Below are 20,787 nucleotides of genomic sequence, written 5' to 3' on the forward strand. Positions count from 1 at the left end.
TCTGACATATCATCATCAAACACATTTCTTCTGTATTTCACGACTAACACAAGGTGATAATACAACAAGAATACTGAATGGTTATTACTATCTAATTTCATTTATATACCAGCCTTTATCATTTATAAGACTGATTATATCAGAGGCAAAATAAAAAGAAAAACCTTTTGGCTACGCCAAACCGAAATTCATCTCCCAGCTACCGTTGGGCTACGCCCTTCACCCGCTTGAGGAAGGAGAATTTTTTCGGGAAATTCGTTAAAAAGGGATAGTAAAAAACACCAACTGGTCTAATTTAAAAGGAGATAAATTATATATGTTAGAGACCCTTGAAATGAGAAAAAACAACACGAACTAAAAATACATAAATACAAAAATATACAAAAATACTATAATTCATTTTTGTTTGCAATCTCGATTATTTATTTTTTCTATTTCATTATTATTAATCATTCTCTTTCAGCACATCTATTACTATCTTTCATTATCGGTTTTACTCTTTGGAGTATATGCCTAGCTATACATCTAAAACTCTTATATGAGAAAAAGGGAAAACGAAAAGTCATGAATATAGAAACAATAAACGAAATGAAAAAAAATAAATATATGAGTCCAGGAAGAAAAGAACGTTATATTAAAGATTATAATGCTTCCAAAAATGAACTAGAAAAGATAATGACTTACGCTCAATTTATGTTAGAAGCTAAAGAAAGAGAAAACGCGGTAAAAGACGACAAAGGAATTTAGAGATATAATTGTAGTATTATATGCAGATGATAGTGGAAAAACAGCATTAAATCCGCTTGCTCATATGTGATTATTAGCTAGAAAAAATAAAAGGTGGTATAAATATGAAATCAACAGGTGTTACAAGAAAAGTAGATGAATTAGGACGAATCGTTCTTCCGAAAGAGTTAAGAACAACGTTAGGAATTGCAGAAAAAGAACCTTTAGAAATATTTGTAGAAGGTGAAAAAATAATATTACAAAAATACAAGTCATATGATGCTTGTGCAATAACTGGTGATATTTCAGAAAAAAACATTTCATTAGCTAATGGACAAATTGTTCTTAGTCCTGAAGGGGCTGAATTTTTAATTAAAGAAATCCAGCAACAATTAGTTAAATAATAACATTCTTCTTATTACATTATAAAGAAAAAGACATCTATATAGATGTCTTTTTCTTTGACTTAAACCAACATGATCCTATTCAACTAATGTGATGTTATAGTTTTCAGATAGTCGAACAAACATATCTTTTGCATAGTCTGACATATCATCATCAAACACATTTCTTCTGTATTTCACGACTAACACAAGGTGATAATACAACAAGAATACTGAATGGTTATTACTATCTAATTTCATTTATATACCAGCCTTTATCATTTATAAGACTGATTATATCAGAGGCAAAATAAAAAGAAAAACCTTTTGGCTACGCCAAACCGAAATTCATCTCCCAGCTACCGTTGGGCTACCCCTTCACACGCTTGAGGAAGGAGAATTCTTTCGGGAAATTCGTTAAAAACTGCTGAACCACTGTTTTCTTTCGACGTAATGTGGTGGCCGCATACTTCTTACTTAGTTGATAGAAATAGATTTCCATCTTATTATGGGATAACTCCTTAATGGTTCCAATTGTTTCTTTTATATATTGAAGAAAATGAGAAAGATTGTGCAGATAAAGTTTTTTTGTTTGCTCACTTCTTTTTTCGTTAAAGAAGGCGCATCGTGTAAAAATAAATAAACTAATGATTCTTCGCTTAATTGGGAATATTCAATATTTCGAATACCCATACCCATAATTTTTTCGAAATGACTGCTATCAAAAAATCTGATTTGGATTTTACAAGTTGAATATTATGTTTGTAATTTATAATATTCAAATTTATGCACAATTTAATAGAATGAAAAGACACACATATATTTTTATATGAATTTTTATGAGTCTAATTATACCACAATAAACGCATTATTTATTTTGGTATAGAATGAAATGTTTAAATATATATTTTCGCCTTTTTATTTAACGTTTCTGTTTAGATAATGTATAATGGAAATTTTTAATTGATTTTTTTGTACATTTCAATCCAAACGCGGTAGGAGGAGATTTTTTTGACTAGTCTTCGTCTGAACATTTTACAAGAAATCCATAATTTAGAAGATACCCATTGTTCAATTTGCCCTCTGAACAACCTATCAGTGAATTGTACAGATGAGCAAGAACAGGCAAAACAGAGAAACTACAAACATTGTAAAGGTTGTCCCATTTTCGATTCCATCCGAGAGAAAGGAGAGCAATTGAATTCTTTATCGAAAAAGAGTACCTTTAATAAGGTACGAGAACGTTATATGGAAAATCCATTTAAGTATCTTCAGTATAAGGAGTACTCAATCACGGATGTAGTAAAAGAAACAGGTTTAACAAAGTATCAACTGAGAAAATTTAAACAACAGCTAGAATGAAAGTTTCAGATGAGGTGAGAAATGGCCTATTTATCTTTAGAAGAGGTATGCGATAGGGTAGGTTTAACAAAAAATCAATTAGGCTATTTAATTAAGTATAAACACATCGAACCTATCAATATGGCCACCTGGAAAGCAGATGGTGGATATCGTTTTGAGCAAGAAGATGTAAAAAAGTTAGAGGAATTATACAAAGACTCTTTAACATTAAAAGAAGCAGCTGAATTTCTAAATAAGTCTAAGACTTACGTTCATAATGCAGCTAAAGATGGGATGTTGCCCTTTAAAGAAATTGCTAAAGGGAAATCTACTGAACGATTGTACTTAAAAAAGGATTTGGAAGTTTTCAAAGAAAAAATTGAAAACAAATCAAAAGAGGAATCGAAAGAAAAAAAGCAGCATTTAAGTCTCTATCTTGATGAAAAGGTAGTAGAAGCAATAAAGAAAAAGGCTGTAAAGAAAGGGTATAATGGCTACAGGAAGTTTGCTGAAGACATTTTATCTGCAGAAGTAAAAAAAGACATAGAAGAATAGAAATCCCAGAGAGAATAGATCCCTGAAAAACGAAAAACGTTATAAGGGGTCTATTTTTGTTTTTAAGGAGGTTTTTAACTCTCGAATCTTATTGCATTACCGATAAAACAAATGTTCTTTATAAACGAACTTGAGAGCCATTTTTTGAGTATGTTTCGAAAAAATTCTCTTAAAATACAAAAAAGTAACATATATACTATTTGTGGAAAACAAGGGGGGAGTGATAAAAATTTTGAGACTGTTTTATTCAAGGTGAAAAAAGCATAAATAAAGAAATGAAAAATATAATTAAAGTCGGAAATATTAATACAATTAAATAATTAACAGGAAATGATACTAGCATTATAAGTTGATGGCAAATTGAACTAGGCATATCGCTATAAAATGAGCCAGAAAAATATACATATTTATATTATAGTAAACTAAAACAGGAAAAATACTTCATTAAAAAGGAGATTTTTTGTGTAATTAATATCTTTAAAGAAAATTATATAATGATCTACAACAATAGATGATAATAAAAGCACTCGAATTGAGTGCTTTTATTATCATTTATCTGGTACATAACATGTGTTGTTATCCATATGGCATTTTTCTATCTTTGTTTTAGTATTACCTTTTTTATCTCTGTAAAAAATTTTAACTGTCCCCTTAGCACCATTATAATCAAATTCATATGCATTAGGGTATTTGTCTCTAACCCATATTAATCCTGAACCAGCACTTGCCGGCATTGCAGAAATAAGTAATGTAGATGTTAAACTTAGCGCCCCAACTATCTTTTTAATTTTTGACTTTGACATAAATAATGCCCCCCTTATCATTTTATTAGCTTATTAGAATAAAATATCTAATAGGTTAATAAAATGGTAACATATACCACAGATGATTAAAATCAGTAAAACTTGATAAATAAATATTATAAAATTCAAAAAACAATCACTGTTTCTAATACGATTTAAGGGTAAGTGTATAAATCTTCAAGTAAACATATTTTAATTATAGTAAACTGAATTATTCGGAGATGAAAATGGATGGAAAACAGAAATCGATTTGAACACTAATTTATCGATTAGTTCACAAAGAAGCAATTGTTTACCATCCAGATAATGGGTGTATGTACGCATATCATACTTTGGTCTCGCAAGATAGTTATTTACAAGTAGAAACAAAATCTTTACTTAAATGTTTCTATGATGAAGCATTTAAACCTTTGATTGTAAATTTCCTGAAAGAAGAAAAACTGTCTTCAGAAGACATTAACGAACTTAAACGTATTTTGGATGAGAAAACCGAGGGAAATCAGAGGAAGGATAGATCATAATGATAGAAATGTTTATCTTTGTGTAAATAATTCAGTTCAGGTTGCCAGGCTGTGGAATTATTCCAATTATTTTCGTTTTTATCCTCTTCTCACCTAAATTATACCAAAAAAGTCTTGTTTTAATATATAATTTAATCAGAATGTTAAAAGAATTCAAGCCATCGATATATTAGATGCAAAAGGTAGGTAATTATATGATTCGTGAAGCTGAACCAAAGGACAGTAATATAATTGAAAATCTATATAAAAAATTAACACCACATAGCAAAAATATTAAGGTTTTACCAGAAAGAATTGAGCAGATAAGGGATGATTCTAATAATTTTTTGTTTGTCTATGAGGATAATGGTAACGTCAAAGGAAGTATATTTATGACATTTTGCCTCGATCCTGGATATCAATTTAGGCCGTATACTGTTTTAGAGTATGTGATTGTAAATGAAGATTTTCGAGGTAATGGGATAGGGGAAAAGTTATTGAAACATGTAGAAGAGATATCAATTGCAAGGGGATCCACAAGAATTATCTTATTAAGTAGTGCAACTCGAATAAAAGCACATAAATTCTTCACTAAAAATGGATACAACGGAACCATAAGTAAGGGTTTCAAGAAGTATATACCAATTAATTAAATTTTATTTATAGGTGTTTTTTCTTAGAGTGTTTAGAAAGAATAACGTTTTTTGTACTTAGGGGTAGTGAAAATTCTTAAGTTGATGGGCATGTATAGTGTCCCCCTACTATTAGATTCTCCAAAATAAATATCAAACCAATTATTTGTTACGTTCCTTTTACAATTTACATCTCCCATGTCTAGTACTGCAAATGTATTCTTTGCAGTACTATTAGGTATACCAAGAGCTCTATTTGTATTGATAATAGTCCCTCTTGGAAATCTAGTCCAGAGTAAACATGGCTACATATAGATGGATGTACTGCAGCAGTAGTATATTGAGGTGGTGTTTGAGAATCCCTTAGGGTATACAAATGTTAAAATTTGCGTGCTACCCCCTATAATATAACCCTATAAATGTTAATATATATTATATATGGTATATATTCGCTTTATGAAAAAGGGGGAATATTATGACTGAAACAAACAAATCTTCAGGAATCTATTTAAAAGAAGCTGTGAAATTTTCTATTATAATCCCTGCACACAATGAGGAAAAGTATATTAAAAAATGTTTAGATTCGATTGCAAAAGCATCAGAAGCATATAAAGATCAAACTGAAGTTATAGTTGTTTTAAATCGTTGCACAGATAAAACAGAAGAAATAGCAAAGTCTTATAACTGTATTATATTAAACAACAACGATAAAAACTTATCCAAAATTCGAAATGCAGGAGCAGAAATAGCCAGTGGAGAAATAATCATTACTATAGACGCTGATACCCTAATGACAGAATCTATGTTGTCTAATGTAGATAAATATTTAGCTTCAGGTAAATACATTGGCGGTGGGGTAACTGGGAAGTTTGAAAGAATATCTTTAGGAATATTCGTTTCCGCAATGTTAATAATAATCCCCTTACTTTTTAAGTATGGAGCTGTATCTGTAGGGATTTTTTGGTGCTATAGAAAAGACTTTATGGCAATCAATGGATTTAATGAAAATATGCTTATGGCAGAAGATGCAGATTTTGCTAAACGGTTAAAAAAATGGGGAAAACAAAATAATAAGAAATTCGGTACCATTAAAAATGGAATGATAACTTCATGCAGAAGATTTGATACATATGGTGATTGGGCTTTACTTAAAAATCCAAAAATAATCTTAGCCTATCTAAGAGGAAATGATAAAAAATACGCAGATAAAACATATTATGATAACCAAGAAAGATAAAGGCGGAGAATAACAAACAAATCATCGTCAAGTGAACTAGTAAACTAAGATAAATAAAATTCAGCCAAACTAAAAGAATCTTATTTATTTAGGATTCTTTTAGTTTGGCTGAATATAGACCATTAACCATATGCTGAAGGTATCAAAAATAAAGGTGTGAAAGAATTATGAAACAGTACGCTAATGCTGAAGAATTAATTAAATCAATCGATAAAGCTTATAAGAAATTTATTGAAGAATTTAAAGTGATTCCTGAAAATTTGAGAGGTAAACATATCTCTGAAGTGGACAAAACTCCTTCTGAAATTCTTTCTTATCAATTGGGGTGGATTAACTTGTTATTATCATGGGAAAAAGACGAACAATGTGGACTTGACGTACAAACACCTACTCCTGATGTGACTTTACCCATAAAGTTGCCGCTAAAGGAAGCATAACTTTACCGTCAGTTAATTAATAACTCATAAGCTTGCCGTGAATTATATTAGAGGGACACCCCATGATTTCGAGAGAATTGTACGTTTAAACGCCCTTTAGATATAAATCAACTAATCCTCTTATAACAAAAAACATAATCAAAAAGGATTATGTTTTCATGAAAGTTGCGTTTTATTTTTTGTTAGAAACTAGTTTCCAATAAGTAAATGTTCTCCATAGCCATTCTAAGGGCCCCATTCTAAAGAATTGAAGCCATGCTATACTAGATAATAGCTGAAGTACATAAATACTTATACAAAGAAAAAAACTTTGGGAATAAGTAATATTCCCTGTTAATTGAAAGTAATAGTCAGCTGTTAGCACTAGAACTACTTGACAAATATAGTTTGTCAAAGCCATACGTCCGTAATATTTTAAAGGGAATAAAAGTTTTTGAATCCAAACAGGTTGTAATGATAAAACTAACACTCCTACGTAACAAGCTGAAATAATTGGACCAGTCATAAGACCTATACGATAAGATGTACCAGATACTCGTGTTCCATGATTAAAAGATATATAATGAATTACTAATCCAATTATGCTCAATCCTGCTATAATTATAGTAAAAGTCTTAAATTCTCTTAAGTTCTCTGATATTTTTTCAAATATACCATATTGTCCTACCGCTAGACCTAATAAAAACAATGGAAATACTAATAGATCTTTCGAACCTAAAAAACTTAAACAGAAGATCCCCAATAATGCAAATGCTAAATTGAAATGTCGTCTTACTTTATAAAAAGGTAATAAAAAGATTCCCCATCTCGCATATAATCCCAGGATTTCTCCTGAAAAAAATATACTAAGAATATGCCCCATAATAGATAGTAGGATAAGCCTCCTAATGAATAAGAGGTATCCATTAGACCCTTTTGCTTTTGCACGAGTAATAAATATATAAAAACCTATACCAAACAAAAAGGTGAAAATTGTATAAAAACGTCCCTCTATAAATAAATATAAAAATTGTTGATATGACGTATCTATAGGACCTAGTGGCGGGGGATCCATCTTTAATAAAAATGGCGCATTCACCAACAAAATTCCTATCAAGCCAAATCCTCGTAAATAATCTAATATATCAATCCTGTTGATATTAATTTCAGTCTTCATATTTATTTTCTATACTCCTATATTAAAATCCCATTTATTTTTATTGCATGGCACTAATCCAGCTCTACAATCTTATAAGAAATATCATATTAAGTACATAGTTTATATAATCGAACTATAAATTTTAATAAACAATCGCTCAATCTATCAGTTTTTCTATATGCTAAAAAATAAGGGTACAGAAAATTATGTTTATGAACAAAGGAAATAACTAAAAAACAATAACGTTTTCTAGTTATTTCCTTTGTTCATAAAGTATGTAATCATTAAACTTATAATTTTATCTTTCTGGAAACCTATTTGCTGTGCAGAGATAATAAAGTTGTTTAATTTACAATATAGTCATTAAAAAATAATATAGTTATTTAAAAAATTCTTCTACTACTAACAGGGCAGGCTAGTTGAACAAGAATTGGTTATTTGTCGAATTATTTTTAAACATAAGAGAGGCAAATGTTAGAAAATATAGAATTTTAAAGTATATTAAATGATTTATTAAAGGAGGCTGTTTTTGTGACTAAACCTGACTACAAAACACCCGTTAAAAACAGAATCGGTGGTGTGTTTATTCCAGTTCGTAACCTAGAGAAAGCCAAAGAATGGTACATAAAAATACTTGGCTTGAAAGGAGGAGAAGAATATTTTGGGCATATATTCGTGGCACCCATGGAAGGTACAGCTGGCTTAGTTTTAGATGCCATGCCAAAGTGGAGAAAAGAAGATGGTGATATTTCCACTTACCAAGTTCCATCAATTCAGTTTTTAACGGATGATATTCAAGTTGCTTATCAATTTATGAAAGAAAATAATGTTGAACTTGTTACAGAGATTCAGGATAATTTTTATTTTGTGTTCAAAGATCTAGATGGCAATTTATTAATGATTTGTAAAGAAGTATCTTAAAGAATGTGAACAATCACACCTAGGCTAACAGGTGCTTAGTTCAATAAGAATTAAACAACTTTATTAATGATTTTTGAGTACAAATACCTTTAAATGTATAGAAATTAAATAACTTTTAGGAGCCTTACAACACACTAGATTGTAGCAAGGCTCTTATATTTTCATAACAAAATTAAACAATTTTATTATCATTTTACATTTGCCTTTAAAGAATGACTTTTGAACATTAATTTCAAAACCTCAAAATTACTGGAAGCATATCTTTGCCGCAAACAAAAAGAACTATAAGTTTGCCGGAACGGCAAGTTTATAGTTCATATCACACCTGACTACAAATGGAATAACTTAGGTGGGCTTTATCAATCTTTTTATGAGCAGTATGGTAGGTTAACCTTAAAACAGCAGGAGGAAGAATTAACAAAGTTAGTTCAAATGTTAGTCGATTGGATAAATGATCTTTCTGAAGTAGAATTATTCCAACCAGAACAAAGAAAATGGGTCACAACAAAAGCAAAGTGGCCTATTTGGAAATGGGTGCATATCAATACAGTTGCTCCATTTACAAATTTCAGAACTAAAATACGAAAATGGAAAAAAACAGTCTTATAAGTGATTTAAGAAAGGTAGATATCCAGACATTTAGACGAAAGATAATAAAGTCTATTTCTTATATATGGGGTAGCTTCAGAAAAATGTAGATTTACAACGTTAAGGAAATTCCAATATAAAAAAGCCTAACTTCTCAATTTAATGTGAAGAAATTAGGCTTTTTTATTTAGTGATGAAACCCATTGTCACATTTTGTATCATGTGGCATAGGCCCATCCAGGGAATCCAGAAAGGCAACAGTCTGTTTGAGGTTTCTCAAAAATAAATGCGCAAGATCCATGGAAAATCCATTTCGAACCACAACTCGCATAATTGTCACCGCTTCCATATCTGGAGGCAATGGATAGGCGGGTACTTGCCAACCGAACACACGCAATTGTCGAGATAAATCATAAAGGTTCCAGTATGATGTATAGCCATCTTTCAGTCGCCAAGCGAAAACCGGAATATCCGACCCATCGGACAAAAGTTCAAACGGTTCCATCTTCTGAATGGCCTTGCTTAGAAAAAGAGCGACTTTCTGAGAAGCCTTTTGGACATCATAGTACCCACTTTTCCCTAAACGCAAGTAATTGTAATATTGCAGGAGCACTTGTGCACCGGGACGAGAGAAATTCAGGGCAAAGGTCGGCATATTCCCGCCCAAATAGGAAACGCGAAAGATTAGATCCTCAGGGAGATCTTCAGCTTCCCGCCAAATTATCCAACCCAATCCAGGATAGACTAATCCATATTTATGTCCGGATACATTGATGGACTTCACCCTTGGTAATTGAAAATCCCAGACTAAATCTGGTTGAAGAAACGGTGCTATAAATCCTCCCGAAGCTGCATCCACATGCATGGGAATGTCAAGACCAGTCTTCGCCTGTAAATCATCCAACGCTTTCGCAATGGAGGCAACCGGTTCGTAAAGACCGGTATAAGTCTCACCGAGAATCGGTACCACACCAATCGTATTTTCATCCACGGCTGCGAGAACCCCCTGAGGATCCAATTGAGGATGTTCAGGGCTAACCTTCACATAGCGTGGTTCAACCTCCCAATAATTCGCGAATTTTTCCCAAACGACCTGAACAGCAGAACTAAACACAATATTGGGACGATCCACAGGCTTCCCTTCGTTTTTACGTGCATTTTGCCAGCGGCGCTTTAAAGCAAGCCCACCGAGCATACATGCTTCTGAAGATCCAGTTGTTGAAACACCCATAGTTGTAAGAGGGCTGGGCGAATGCCAGAGGTTGGCTAAGATGCGGATACACCGCTCCTCAATTTCAGCTGTCTGTGGATATTCGTCCTTGTCAATCATGTTCTTGTCGAATGATTTTGTATATAATTGCTCTGCAGCAGGCTCCATCCATGTGCTAACGAATGTTGCAAGATTCAGGCGGGCGTTGCCATCAAGAGTAATCTCATCATGGACAATCTGATACGCTGTTTCTGGTAACATGCCTTCATCAGACATATGAAAGCGCGGAACGACGGATTCTCCTTCGCGGGCAAACAGAGGATTTACAGAAAATTCATGAGGCAGCTCTTTTTGCATGTGATGCGGTAGAGACAGTTGATTATCTGGCATGATCTCTTTTCCTTCGTATGCATCGTTTTGAACCTCTGCTTTTCGATCCTGTGGCATATAAGCACCCCTTAATTAATTGTTTAATAAACATATTATTTACAAAAAATCATTTGTTAAACCAAGGGGACAATTCTATTGAACGACTTAACACACTACCTACTTTAGCTTGGTTTTCGCAACTTCGGCAAGTGAGGGGGGATAGAACGTTGAAGCTTTTACGGTTGCAACGTTTTTCTGCAACCAACTTCATATCAATACTTTTACCTTCATTATATTGATGATGGGTAGATTAAACATATTGATATCTGCGCATAATTCAGCACCTGCTACTCTTAGTGATTTTTTATTATACATGAGAGAAATAGAGAGAAGGAATTACGTAATTTCTTATATCAACTTTGTTTCTTAATTGTTTATTCCATTTAATAACACAAGTGATTTTATTAAAATAAGAGGAGAAAAACCCTTGAATAGAAAGGATATTTAGTAGAAAAATATTTAAAGAGAAAATCTTTATCTTTAATTCAAATATCAGTACATGATTGATATTAGCAATACAGGAATAGTTATTTAATTCTAAGGGAGGAACAATACTATGGCAAAAGTTCTAATATTTAATTTTCCAGGAGAAGGACATATTAATCCAACAATTGCACTTGTCGAAGAACTAATAAAAAGAGGCGAGGAAGTTATTTACTATTGCGTAGAAGAGTATAGAAGTAAAATAGAAAATACAGGAGCTTTGTTTCGACCTTATGAAAATTTCATATTACAAATAGACATGGTAAAAAGGATGAGTGGACAAATTAATCCTCAAGAAATATTATTACACATAGTAAAATCTATGGATAAAATAATAGAGATAATTTTAGAAGAAATAAAAGGGGAAAAATACGATTATATTATATATGATAATAATTTCGCTGTTGGATGGATCATAGCAGACATATTACAATTACCTAAAATTTCTTCATGTACAACATTTGTCATTACTAAAAAGATAGCTTCTACACTTATGAAAAATCATGGAGAAGAAAATAAAAAATCTCCTTTATATCAGGAAGTCATGGGTATTTTAAAAAAATGGGAAGATATTTATGGCATTAAGCTTAATGAAAAACAAAATGTGATGACATGCCCAGGAGATATTACTATTGTATATACATCAAAATTGTATCAACCAAATGTAGAGGAATTTGATGACTCTTATATATTTGTCGGTACTTCTATTGAACAGCGTATAGATGTAAATTCTATTTCCTTAGAACAGGAAAAGGGAAACAAATTAATTTTTATTTCTATGGGAACGGTATTTAACCAGCAACCAGACTTTTATCACACATGTTTTGAAGCATTTCGGGATAGCCAGGTTACTGTCATATTAGCTGTAGGGGAACAAAATGATATTAATCAACTAGAAAATATTCCTTCTAATTTTAAGCTATATAATTACGTTCCTCAATTAGACATTTTACAGCATACTGATCTATTTATTACACATGGAGGAATGAATAGTTCCAGTGAAAGCTTATATTTTGGTGTTCCTATGCTAGTTATTCCAGTTATGGGAGATCAACCTATAGTTGCTCAAAGAATAGAAGAATTAGAAGCTGGAGTTCAGTTGAATCGTAATTTGCTTACTCCAGAAATATTACGGAATACAACAATGCATATGTTATCAAATGATATTTATACAAAAAACAGCCATAGAATTGGGAAATCTTTAAAAAATGCTGGGGGATACAAGAAAGCGGTCGATGAAATTGAAACCTTTAAATTTAAAATGGGTATTAATTAAAGCAAAACTACTGTGACTTTAAAAATGAACTATGAAAATGGGCTATGTGGAGGGTGCTAAAATGAAGAATTTAGAACAAAAATATCAAGAAACTAATTATCTACAATCCTATGAAAAAAGTCTAAAATTATGGCCAACTAGTTTTTTATCTTATTTTGTAGAAACATCTCAAGGAAAGACCCATATTATTGAAAGTGGTAATAAATTAGCACAACCTCTCGTATTACTCCATGGAGCAAAGATGAGTTCGACAATGTGGTATCCAAATATTTTACACTGGAGTAACCATTTTAGAATAATATGTATTGATATTTTAGGGGATAAAAATAAAAGTGTTCTCAAAAAAGGCTTTATAGATCGCTTAAGTTACGCACTATGGTTAAAAGAAGTACTACATACATTAGAAATTAATAACATAAACATTGTAGGGTTGTCATATGGTGCTTTGCATACTGTTAACTTCTTGACATTTTTTCCAGAGAAGGTAAATAAGGCTGTAATAATGAGCCCTGCAGCAACATATATTCCTTTTCATCCCTTATTTTTTTCCTATGCTTCAGGAATGATGAATAGTAGGGAAGGAGTTGAGAAATTTTTAGATTGGATTTTTGGTAATCGATACACTATTCATCCTTTTATTCAAGAACAATTGATAGCAGGAATGATGTGGAATAATTCAGTAAAAAGTGAAACACAAATAGAACGGGGATTCCCATATATTTTTACAAATCAAGAGTTATCCGAAATTAAAACGCCTATGCTGTTAATGTTAGGAGAGAATGAAGTAATGTATAACCCACTAGAAGCTTTCAAATGTGCTGAAAATTCATCACCCAATCTAACTGTAGAATTGGTGAGGGATGTAGGCCATTTGATGTCTATGGAGAACCCCGAGTATATAAATAACCGTATATCTAATTTCTTTAATGATTAGAGTATTTCTATTATCACATTGCAGATGCTACATTAGCTGGACCACTATAAGAACTGTAGTGGCTATACTAAAAAATAGATTTTTAGTTAATATAGGATGATTGACCTTTATTTTTAGCATGGCTTGTCAAAGTCATACTTATGAGATTTATGAGAGAATCGATTGGTGGGAGACTAGCATATCTATCTTGTCTATTTTTTATGTACTATGTATTTAAATTTGTTACAGAGTCGAAAAGCATCTTAGGATGTCTTTTTTTATAAATAACATTAATGTAGTATGTAAAGCTATACGCTCACACAAGATTACATGTATTTAGTTTTGTAAATCTATATAATTTCAGTTTGGATTTTATTGTCCAATTAAGTTCCAAAGATTAGATTTTCTTGTCTAAAAAGTATCCATTCTCATGTCTTTGTATATCCTTGTACAATAGGAGGGGAGTTTACTTACACCACACCACTTAACTTTTCGTTAAACTTAGATTTAACGAACTCTTGAATGCTGAAATTCTATCTCTACTAGGGGGAGCATAACACATTGATATTAAGTTAAAATTTATAAATCTAAAAAAGGTAGAAAGATTTATTTTCTACCCTTCTTATTATTTATAAATATTTACTGTTGTTCTAAATTTCTTATATAAGATTTTACAGCTTGCAATAAGAATTCTTCCTGTCCCATACTTGCGTCCGCTGCCATTTGCACTATTTTTTGTTTGAATTCATGATCTGCATGAAAAGTTAATGACTCTACATTACTTTTAAAGTAAATACCTTCTACATGTGGAAGGATCGTGCCGGATTTCATATGAGAATGTAAGTATTTAATCTCCTCTTGAAACTGCAATGGATCAACTTGTAATACGAAAGGTTTAATTTCTAATTTGATAGTATCAGATGAAATACTCAATCGCATATTTGTGACACCTAGTTCTTTATAAAATAAATTTATTAGATTATAGGTGATGGAATGGAATAGCTGAGGTTTTTTAAATGAAAAAGATAAATACCCTCGTTTCGTAATTACCGCTTGTTTATGGAAAGACTCAAAGGAGTAATCATGTTCTTTATAAGTGGATAGAGAGAATATTTCTTCGTCTTCTGTAAGAATCTTGCCGTCTGCTCCATTGATCTCTATTACCCTAGCTGTTTTTCCGGTATGTTGGTGTGTTAATAATTGATAAAGATAAATTTCTTCTTCTTGAATCTTAGTAATGAATGTTTTTCGCTCTTTTGATGTAGTTTTTTCATAAGTAAGTTGAAAAGTTTCAAGATCATCTTTATCAATGATATATACTTCTTTTCCACGTTTTTCAATCTTTGAAGCAGGTAATTTACCAGATTTGATATAGGTAAAAACTGTAGATGGTGCTACATTGAGAATTTCAGCTACTTCTCTTGTACTATATCCTTGAACCTCTTCAATATTTTTTAAACGTTCAATATCCTCTAAATAAAAAATCTTACTACCGAATTGCTTCCAGTTATCTTTATATACACATTCTATTAATCCATCTTTTTCTTTTTGTAAAATTGTTTGTACCGTTACTCCTAATAAGCCGGCTGCCTCTTTTGTCGTTACAGTAGGTTTTGTAATGAACAATAAATCTTGTGTCATGAAAGGACACCTCCTTAACTATCGTTTGCTAGTATTTTAGATATGTATATATCATATCAGAATATGATATATATTTAAAACAAGAACTAGAATTCATTAAAGTCCTTATACATATTTATGATTTAAAAATACTTATAATTCTTTTTATATTTTAATGGGTTTTTATATTTTATTTTATTATAAAAATAATTTTACTGTTAAATAGCAAATGATTAAAAGATATCTACTTTCTAATAAATTATAAAAAAATATAAGTATAAGTAAATAGAGAAGAATATAGTATTCTTACAGAAAGAAAATGAATTATCATTTGTATAATGAATAGAAGTAAAATAAAATGGTAAGTAAGGATTATAAAGAGAGTTATATTCATAATCTTCAATAGAAGAGGTGGATTCGAAATATGGATAAACAAAATGAAAAAGAGAACTTACCTATAACAATGAATCAAAGTGAAGATATAGATACATATGTAGAAAATATAAGAGATATGGTTCCATTCCTGCATGATAGTCGTTATGTAGAGAAGATGGAAGAGAAGATGGAGGTTGCAGAAAAAGAGGGAAAGAATAAATATACGTATTTAAGTGATTTGGAAGTCATTTATCATTTCATACATTTACAAAAAGATATGGATGAGAAGAAGAATAGAAAAGAGGATACGAAAAAGAGTTATGTTTCTGAAATCTTATCGTTTTGTCAGTGCATGGTGCAGCATGCAGAAGCATTCGAATTGAAAGGGGAAGAGGTACAGCAAAATGAATCTTTATTAAAAACATTACAGCCTTGGCATATTCGTAAATATAATGCTTGGTTGAAGCAGGTAGAGAACGGTAGGAACGGGGACACGTACGCGGTCGCAACTCTTGCGAAGAAAACAGTGCTCATTCGTTCTTTTCTAAAACATCTTCATGTTTTTTCATATATCGAGAAGCCTCTTCATGAGGAACTGCAGCGCGCTAATGTAAATGAACAGGATCGACCAAATCGGGACCTATCCTATGATGAAGTAATGAAAATTTTAGGGTTTTATAAAGAACAAGGGCATTTAGTGAACTATACAATTTTACTAGCTTTAGCAAGTACTGGTGCAAGAATTCAAGAATTGTGCACCGCGAGAGTAAAAGACTTACATTATGACGGAAAGTATTGGTTAAAAGTCACAGGAAAAGGAGATAAAGCACGTGAACTTTTCATTCCTGAGCATTTATTCCAATGTATAAGCGAAATGAGACGGAGAAGAGGATTCCAAACTATATTGGATCAAGGAGATGAATGTCCTTTATTCGTAAATCAAAGAGGAAATTTTTATAATCCAAAAACGTTATCAAATCAGGTAACAGATATGATAAAAAAGACAAATTTAGATTTTCTAAAGTATCGTGAAAATCCTGTAACTGCACATACATTTCGTCATGCATTTGCAATCATGGCGGTTGAACAAGGAAATGCGGATCTATATCATTTAATGCAAACACTAGGTCACGAAAATATCCAAACAACAAAAATCTATTTAGAGAAGCATATGAAACGAAAGAATAATGTGGGGACTTCATTTGCGGATATGTTGATGTAAGATTTTAATATAAGAACCTAATTTTATTATGTATTTTTTATATGATTAACAAGGGTTATATTCGTATAAAAAACAATAAGAAAGTATTATTTTATTCTATTGATAAAAAATTACATTCAATCAAAAATACTTTTGTAGTTAAGTTTAGTGACAGCTTGTAAATTAGAAGCTACACTTGGAATAGATACATTAGCACGTGTGATTGGCTCTGTCGGTGGAGAAATTACAAAGCGTTTAGTTCGAATGGCTGAAGAGCAATTAACAGGACAATACAGAATACACTAAGATTAAAAAATAAAAGGAAAAAGGGTCCGTAAAATGGAAATTTTTTCTTTTTATTTGCATGTAATCTAAAAATTAATTTTTATAACTTAAAAACGACCTTTCAGATTCCTTTATAAGAGGTTTTATTCAATAAGGTAATACAATAAGGGCTAAATTAAAAATAATCCATTACAAGTAGATTAAGGACTATTTAACATATTCTTGTTATATTTTATTATTTTTTTACTAGTTTATTAAAAATTTATAATTAATGAAGTCATCTCTTTAATTAACCATTGATATTGATCGATAATTAAGTGGATAACAAGGATAAAACAGTGCCTAAAGAGTAATTAAAAATAGGAATTTCTTCAGTTTTAGAATAAACAACCGTATAAAAAATAACGTATTAGTAAGATAAATGATAAGATTCCTACAACAAGAAATATAATTGAATTTGCAATTGGTGGTAGTGACTTATTAATTTCTATAATGTCCGTTGAAATAAATCCAAATAATATTGCATTCCACATGCCCATCAACTTAAGAAAACAGATCAGCCCCAAAACGAAAAAATGAGCTTTTTTATTACAAATTAGCACAAAATCTTGTTCTGGGGTAGTTGTATTTTCTTTGGTTGATAGCGATGTAGTGCTACCCCCTACGAGTGTTTTTCAGATATTCTGCTTATGGGAGCAGGAATTCTAACACCAATCAGCTATAAGAGGGCATAGATATATATCCACTTACTATTGATTAAAGGCACGAAACATAAAAGAAGAGACACTATATAGTGTCTCTTCTTTTATGTTGATATAGCCCTAAAGAAAATGTAGTGATTAATGAAAGATCGTTGGATGCTTCTAGGTTAATTTTAGTACAACTTTAATTATTACGTTTACATATATAGATGTTTATGTTTATTTAGATGTATTTTTCGATTGATACTTTTTGGTTTTATGCACAACAAGGATATTGAAAAAGGGCTGATAAGAATATCAACCCCTCTTTTGACTATGTATAATTATTTCACTGCCTCTTTTAATTCTTTTCCAGTCTTAAAAGCAGGTGCTTTTGAAGCCGCAATTTGCATTTCTTCACCTGTTTGTGGGTTACGTCCTGTACGTGCAGATCTTTCGCGTACTTCAAATGTACCAAATCCAAGGATTTGTACTTTCTCTTCATTAACTAGTGCACTTGTTATTGTATCTAATACGGCTTGTGTTGCTGCAGCTGCATCCTTTTGTGTAAGTTCTACTTTTCTGCTACTACTTTTGTTAGTTCTGTCTTATTCATTTTTTGCACCTCTTTATATGTAATTAGGTGCCTATTATAACGTGTGTATACTTATGATGCAATTAATACCGAACAAACTCTCTTGTGTCGAATGCAAAGGTGATATGTAACAAAATACACTATTAATATTTGATATTACTATTTTTAATCTCATTAAAAATAGTAATAGATTGTCCAAACTTTACTAATCTATCTTACATAGTATGTAGTAATAAATTAAAAGGAGGAATTTAATATGTCTTATTACTACTGTAATCATTGTAAGGATTACAAAAAGAAATATCACGATTGTCATAGAAGCAGTAAGGGTTATGAAAAATGTGATAAAAAGCATGAGGAGAAACATTGGGTTAATGTAAAAGTAAATTGTTGTTCTGATGATAACCAATATAATCTTGTGAGAGCATCTGCTTTTAGAGCTGTGAGCACAGTTAATCAAAATTTACCAGCAAATACATTTGTTAAGGTCTTATTTCAAAATGAACAATTTGATTTAGCGAATGAGTATAATCCAGCTACATCAATTTTTATTCCAAAGACAAGAGGTGTTTATTCTGTTATTGGGACTATTGCGTTCATTCCCAATAATCTAAACACAAATTATAGAGCGCGGGTAGAAATTCGAGTTAATGGAAATCCGGCAATTGCAATAGATAATGATTTTTTTGGTCCAATAAACTTTGCTAATGTTGTTGCTGTTTCATCAATCATTCAGTTAAATGCAGGGGATATAGTTGAGATTTTTGCACAAAGTAGTGTAGCTGGAGTTATTTCTAATGTAGAAAATAGTACGCATTTTGAAGCTGCAAGATTTCCGTCTCCAGACGCATAAGTGATATGAAATTTTTTCAGTGATTTTATATAAAGAAAGTCCATAATTTTTATTTGACTTGCATTTATGCAGGTTTTTTTTGATAGAAAATGTTTATCGTGACACAAGTTGGTTACATTATTTGGGGAATCTAAATTATTTATATAAATTTTGCATGATGTGTATATAGAAACAATATGTCTATAAACGAAGGGGTATCATCCAACATATGTTTTGGGTGATAATTTTTTTATTTTGAGATTTCTTATGTGGAACATAAATGAGTTAAACAAAAAAACTAGGTTTTTTGTTTAAAAAAATACTATTTTCATTTTAATATATCTGTAACTTCACTCTATTTTATATAAATTTTTATAAAAAGTTCCAAAGTAAACTAATAAATATTAGTTTATTTCTTCAACAAATACGTCAAAGTGAAAGATTAGACTTTCTTGTCAAAATTGTTTAGAGATTCATGATTTACTTTAACTGGATTAGATATTATAAAACCATATATTAAGTAACACTAAGTCCTATCAATGTTATTTTTAACAAATCTAAAAGTGTTTATACTATCATTGGTTTAGATATTTAAATCCCCTTAGATAAACAAATTCAAGGAGATAAAACGGTGCATCTTTATTTCAAACAGACAAGTATGAAGATATATAACATTTATTTCCTTAATAAACAAACAAGTTAAGTAGAATATAGTAATTAGGAGGTGATAAAACATGAACAATGAAAAGCAAAGAGATGCCCACCACCACACTGACCCGGTAGAGGGAAAATATTGTACAAATGAGGGAGAAAGAGTTTGTACTACTGGTGATTATTATTTAGTATGTAAAAATAATCATTGGAAAGCTGTACATGAATATTGTGTAAGTGATAGAGAATAGTACGATGTAACTTGTGTGGAAGTGATAAAACATGAACAGTGAAAAGCAATTAAGAGAGCTCTATCACACGTACCCCGTGGAGGGACAATATTGTAGGGGTGAAGGGTAAACAATTTGTTCTGGTGGCCATACGTTTGAATGTGAAGATAATCAGTTGCATAATATAGGTGAAAATTGTCCAGACCATAATAGGGGTACAGACGCATCACCATCAAGCTAAAATTTTATAGTACCACCCAGAATGAAAATTTGTGCTAACTTGTAACAAAAATCTCATTTTTCGTTTTGGGTAATTCTGAATTCTTAGATTGGTGGGCATGTGGTGCTACCCTATGCCTATCAAGCTAAGGTTATGAAGTATTCCAAAAACGATAACAGAGCTTCGTTGTTACAAGAAAGTTAAAATTTTCGTTCTGGGAATCTATTAGATTTTAGCTTGATGGCGATGGGGTAGTACATGCTTTTTGAGAAAAGCGTATTAAAAAATAAATAAAAGCGTTATTTTATAGTGATGTAAAAAGAGTACATATCGAATATGTACTCTTGAAAAAAAGGAAGTGTAAATAAGTGATGAAACACTATACTACAACATATGCTTGTCTCATTTAAAAGTGCAAGGAATATAACAAAATAGTTATTGTATAATGACAAAAATTAAAGAACCTGTTAATTATAACAGGTCCTGTGTACAAGGAGTTCAAGGAATACAAGGGAACTGGGTTAGA

General features: G+C 31.2%; 17 protein-coding genes and 7 pseudogenes. 16 read left to right on the plus strand and 8 right to left on the minus strand.

The window, feature by feature from the left end; genetic code table 11:
• A partial coding sequence (locus ACTFP3_RS29595) for a transposase (protein WP_170925762.1) occupies positions 1–101 on the minus strand: 101 nt, incomplete at its 3' end.
• Between the two features lie 463 nt (positions 102–564).
• On the opposite strand from ACTFP3_RS29595, the gene ACTFP3_RS29600 reads away from it, so the two are divergent.
• Both ACTFP3_RS29600 and ACTFP3_RS29605 read left to right on the plus strand, forming a co-directional pair.
• Positions 565–747, plus strand: coding sequence for an ArsR family transcriptional regulator (locus tag ACTFP3_RS29600; protein ID WP_440012042.1), 183 nt, complete (start codon positions 565–567; stop codon positions 745–747).
• 104 nt (positions 748–851) lie between these two features.
• Positions 852–1,130 carry an AbrB/MazE/SpoVT family DNA-binding domain-containing protein gene (locus tag ACTFP3_RS29605; RefSeq protein ID WP_149214589.1) on the plus strand — a complete coding sequence of 93 codons (279 nt, stop codon included), beginning with the start codon at positions 852–854 and terminating at the stop codon, positions 1,128–1,130.
• A gap of 81 nt (positions 1,131–1,211) precedes the next feature.
• Here ACTFP3_RS29605 and tnpA read toward each other — a convergent pair.
• A pseudogene (tnpA, locus tag ACTFP3_RS29610) lies at positions 1,212–1,370 on the minus strand (IS200/IS605-like element ISBth16 family transposase); the annotation flags it as partial.
• 157 nt (positions 1,371–1,527) lie between these two features.
• Positions 1,528–1,891 (minus strand): annotated as a pseudogene (locus tag ACTFP3_RS29615) (site-specific integrase); the annotation flags it as partial.
• Positions 1,892–2,120: 229 nt separating this feature from the next.
• Here ACTFP3_RS29615 and ACTFP3_RS29620 point away from each other — a divergent pair.
• Together ACTFP3_RS29620 and ACTFP3_RS29625 are read left to right on the plus strand one after the other, a co-directional pair.
• Complete coding sequence (locus tag ACTFP3_RS29620; RefSeq protein WP_427263741.1) at positions 2,121–2,471, plus strand: zinc-finger domain-containing protein; 351 nt, start codon at positions 2,121–2,123, stop codon at positions 2,469–2,471.
• 21 nt (positions 2,472–2,492) lie between these two features.
• On the plus strand, positions 2,493–3,005 hold the full coding sequence (locus ACTFP3_RS29625; protein ID WP_440012044.1) for a helix-turn-helix domain-containing protein: 513 nt from the start codon (positions 2,493–2,495) through the stop codon (positions 3,003–3,005).
• Between the two features lie 548 nt (positions 3,006–3,553).
• On the opposite strand, the gene ACTFP3_RS29630 is transcribed toward ACTFP3_RS29625, so the two are convergent.
• On the minus strand, positions 3,554–3,808 hold the full coding sequence (locus ACTFP3_RS29630; RefSeq protein ID WP_149214586.1) for a LacI family transcriptional regulator: 255 nt from the start codon (positions 3,806–3,808) through the stop codon (positions 3,554–3,556).
• 218 nt (positions 3,809–4,026) lie between these two features.
• Between ACTFP3_RS29630 and ACTFP3_RS29635 the strand changes: the two are divergent.
• The 4 genes and pseudogenes from ACTFP3_RS29635 to ACTFP3_RS29650 form a co-directional block, all read left to right on the plus strand.
• A pseudogene (locus tag ACTFP3_RS29635) lies at positions 4,027–4,329 on the plus strand (BlaI/MecI/CopY family transcriptional regulator); the annotation flags it as partial.
• Between the two features lie 194 nt (positions 4,330–4,523).
• Positions 4,524–4,961 carry a GNAT family N-acetyltransferase gene (locus ACTFP3_RS29640; RefSeq protein ID WP_440012046.1) on the plus strand — a complete coding sequence of 146 codons (438 nt, stop codon included), beginning with the start codon at positions 4,524–4,526 and terminating at the stop codon, positions 4,959–4,961.
• A gap of 454 nt (positions 4,962–5,415) precedes the next feature.
• Complete coding sequence (locus ACTFP3_RS29645; RefSeq protein ID WP_149214584.1) at positions 5,416–6,177, plus strand: glycosyltransferase; 762 nt, start codon at positions 5,416–5,418, stop codon at positions 6,175–6,177.
• Between the two features lie 167 nt (positions 6,178–6,344).
• Positions 6,345–6,575: pseudogene (locus ACTFP3_RS29650) on the plus strand (ClbS/DfsB family four-helix bundle protein); the annotation flags it as partial.
• A 211-nt stretch (positions 6,576–6,786) separates the two neighbouring features.
• Here the strand turns inward: ACTFP3_RS29650 and ACTFP3_RS29655 are convergent.
• Positions 6,787–7,770, minus strand: a complete 984-nt coding sequence (locus ACTFP3_RS29655) for a DUF418 domain-containing protein (protein WP_440012048.1) — start codon at positions 7,768–7,770, stop codon at positions 6,787–6,789.
• A 513-nt stretch (positions 7,771–8,283) separates the two neighbouring features.
• Here ACTFP3_RS29655 and ACTFP3_RS29660 point away from each other — a divergent pair.
• Both ACTFP3_RS29660 and ACTFP3_RS29665 read left to right on the plus strand, forming a co-directional pair.
• Positions 8,284–8,673, plus strand: coding sequence for a VOC family protein (locus ACTFP3_RS29660; RefSeq protein WP_149214582.1), 390 nt, complete (start codon positions 8,284–8,286; stop codon positions 8,671–8,673).
• A gap of 321 nt (positions 8,674–8,994) precedes the next feature.
• A pseudogene (locus ACTFP3_RS29665) lies at positions 8,995–9,282 on the plus strand (ClbS/DfsB family four-helix bundle protein); the annotation flags it as partial.
• 166 nt (positions 9,283–9,448) lie between these two features.
• On the opposite strand, the gene ACTFP3_RS29670 reads toward ACTFP3_RS29665, so the two are convergent.
• The gene (locus ACTFP3_RS29670; RefSeq protein WP_440012050.1) at positions 9,449–10,918 is read right to left on the minus strand and encodes a glutamate decarboxylase; all 1,470 of its coding nucleotides are present in this window, start codon (positions 10,916–10,918) and stop codon (positions 9,449–9,451) included.
• Positions 10,919–11,456: 538 nt separating this feature from the next.
• On the opposite strand from ACTFP3_RS29670, the gene ACTFP3_RS29675 reads away from it, so the two are divergent.
• Both ACTFP3_RS29675 and ACTFP3_RS29680 read left to right on the plus strand, forming a co-directional pair.
• Complete coding sequence (locus tag ACTFP3_RS29675) at positions 11,457–12,659, plus strand: macrolide family glycosyltransferase (RefSeq protein ID WP_440012052.1); 1,203 nt, start codon at positions 11,457–11,459, stop codon at positions 12,657–12,659.
• A gap of 61 nt (positions 12,660–12,720) precedes the next feature.
• Positions 12,721–13,593: an alpha/beta fold hydrolase gene (locus tag ACTFP3_RS29680; protein WP_440012054.1), complete on the plus strand. Its 873-nt coding sequence runs from the start codon at positions 12,721–12,723 to the stop codon at positions 13,591–13,593.
• Positions 13,594–14,211: 618 nt separating this feature from the next.
• Here the strand turns inward: ACTFP3_RS29680 and ACTFP3_RS29685 are convergent.
• Positions 14,212–15,213, minus strand: a complete 1,002-nt coding sequence (locus ACTFP3_RS29685) for a helix-turn-helix domain-containing protein (protein ID WP_440012056.1) — start codon at positions 15,211–15,213, stop codon at positions 14,212–14,214.
• 403 nt (positions 15,214–15,616) lie between these two features.
• Between ACTFP3_RS29685 and ACTFP3_RS29690 the strand changes: the two genes are divergently transcribed.
• Together ACTFP3_RS29690 and ACTFP3_RS29695 are read left to right on the plus strand one after the other, a co-directional pair.
• Positions 15,617–16,789 carry a tyrosine-type recombinase/integrase gene (locus tag ACTFP3_RS29690; RefSeq protein ID WP_440012057.1) on the plus strand — a complete coding sequence of 391 codons (1,173 nt, stop codon included), beginning with the start codon at positions 15,617–15,619 and terminating at the stop codon, positions 16,787–16,789.
• A gap of 168 nt (positions 16,790–16,957) precedes the next feature.
• Positions 16,958–17,074 (plus strand): annotated as a pseudogene (locus ACTFP3_RS29695) (small, acid-soluble spore protein, alpha/beta type); the annotation flags it as partial.
• A gap of 1,003 nt (positions 17,075–18,077) precedes the next feature.
• Here ACTFP3_RS29695 and ACTFP3_RS29700 read toward each other — a convergent pair.
• Positions 18,078–18,349 (minus strand): annotated as a pseudogene (locus ACTFP3_RS29700) (HU family DNA-binding protein).
• Between the two features lie 235 nt (positions 18,350–18,584).
• Between ACTFP3_RS29700 and ACTFP3_RS29705 the strand changes: the two are divergent.
• A complete protein-coding gene (locus ACTFP3_RS29705; RefSeq protein ID WP_086388991.1) occupies positions 18,585–19,181 on the plus strand; it encodes an ABC transporter permease in 597 nt (198 codons plus the stop codon).
• 713 nt (positions 19,182–19,894) lie between these two features.
• Positions 19,895–20,062, plus strand: a complete 168-nt coding sequence (locus ACTFP3_RS29710) for a hypothetical protein (RefSeq protein WP_440012060.1) — start codon at positions 19,895–19,897, stop codon at positions 20,060–20,062.
• The last annotated feature ends 725 nt before the right edge of the window (positions 20,063–20,787 follow it).

It is taken from the genome of Bacillus cereus group sp. MYBK5-2, from assembly GCF_051915685.1.
Classification (GTDB): Bacteria; Bacillota; Bacilli; order Bacillales; family Bacillaceae_G; genus Bacillus_A; species Bacillus_A cereus.

Coding starts and splice junctions, on each gene's coding strand:
- ACTFP3_RS29600 (WP_440012042.1), top strand. CDS start 565: ATGAATATAGAAACAATAAACGAAATGAAAAAAAATAAATATATGAGT.
- ACTFP3_RS29605 (WP_149214589.1), top strand. CDS start 852: ATGAAATCAACAGGTGTTACAAGAAAAGTAGATGAATTAGGACGAATC.
- ACTFP3_RS29625 (WP_440012044.1), top strand. CDS start 2,493: ATGGCCTATTTATCTTTAGAAGAGGTATGCGATAGGGTAGGTTTAACA.
- ACTFP3_RS29630 (WP_149214586.1), bottom strand. CDS start 3,808: ATGTCAAAGTCAAAAATTAAAAAGATAGTTGGGGCGCTAAGTTTAACA.
- ACTFP3_RS29640 (WP_440012046.1), top strand. CDS start 4,524: ATGATTCGTGAAGCTGAACCAAAGGACAGTAATATAATTGAAAATCTA.
- ACTFP3_RS29645 (WP_149214584.1), top strand. CDS start 5,416: ATGACTGAAACAAACAAATCTTCAGGAATCTATTTAAAAGAAGCTGTG.
- ACTFP3_RS29655 (WP_440012048.1), bottom strand. CDS start 7,770: ATGAAGACTGAAATTAATATCAACAGGATTGATATATTAGATTATTTA.
- ACTFP3_RS29670 (WP_440012050.1), bottom strand. CDS start 10,918: ATGCCACAGGATCGAAAAGCAGAGGTTCAAAACGATGCATACGAAGGA.
- ACTFP3_RS29675 (WP_440012052.1), top strand. CDS start 11,457: ATGGCAAAAGTTCTAATATTTAATTTTCCAGGAGAAGGACATATTAAT.
- ACTFP3_RS29680 (WP_440012054.1), top strand. CDS start 12,721: ATGAAGAATTTAGAACAAAAATATCAAGAAACTAATTATCTACAATCC.
- ACTFP3_RS29685 (WP_440012056.1), bottom strand. CDS start 15,213: ATGACACAAGATTTATTGTTCATTACAAAACCTACTGTAACGACAAAA.
- ACTFP3_RS29690 (WP_440012057.1), top strand. CDS start 15,617: ATGGATAAACAAAATGAAAAAGAGAACTTACCTATAACAATGAATCAA.
- ACTFP3_RS29705 (WP_086388991.1), top strand. CDS start 18,585: ATGTCTTATTACTACTGTAATCATTGTAAGGATTACAAAAAGAAATAT.
- ACTFP3_RS29710 (WP_440012060.1), top strand. CDS start 19,895: ATGAACAATGAAAAGCAAAGAGATGCCCACCACCACACTGACCCGGTA.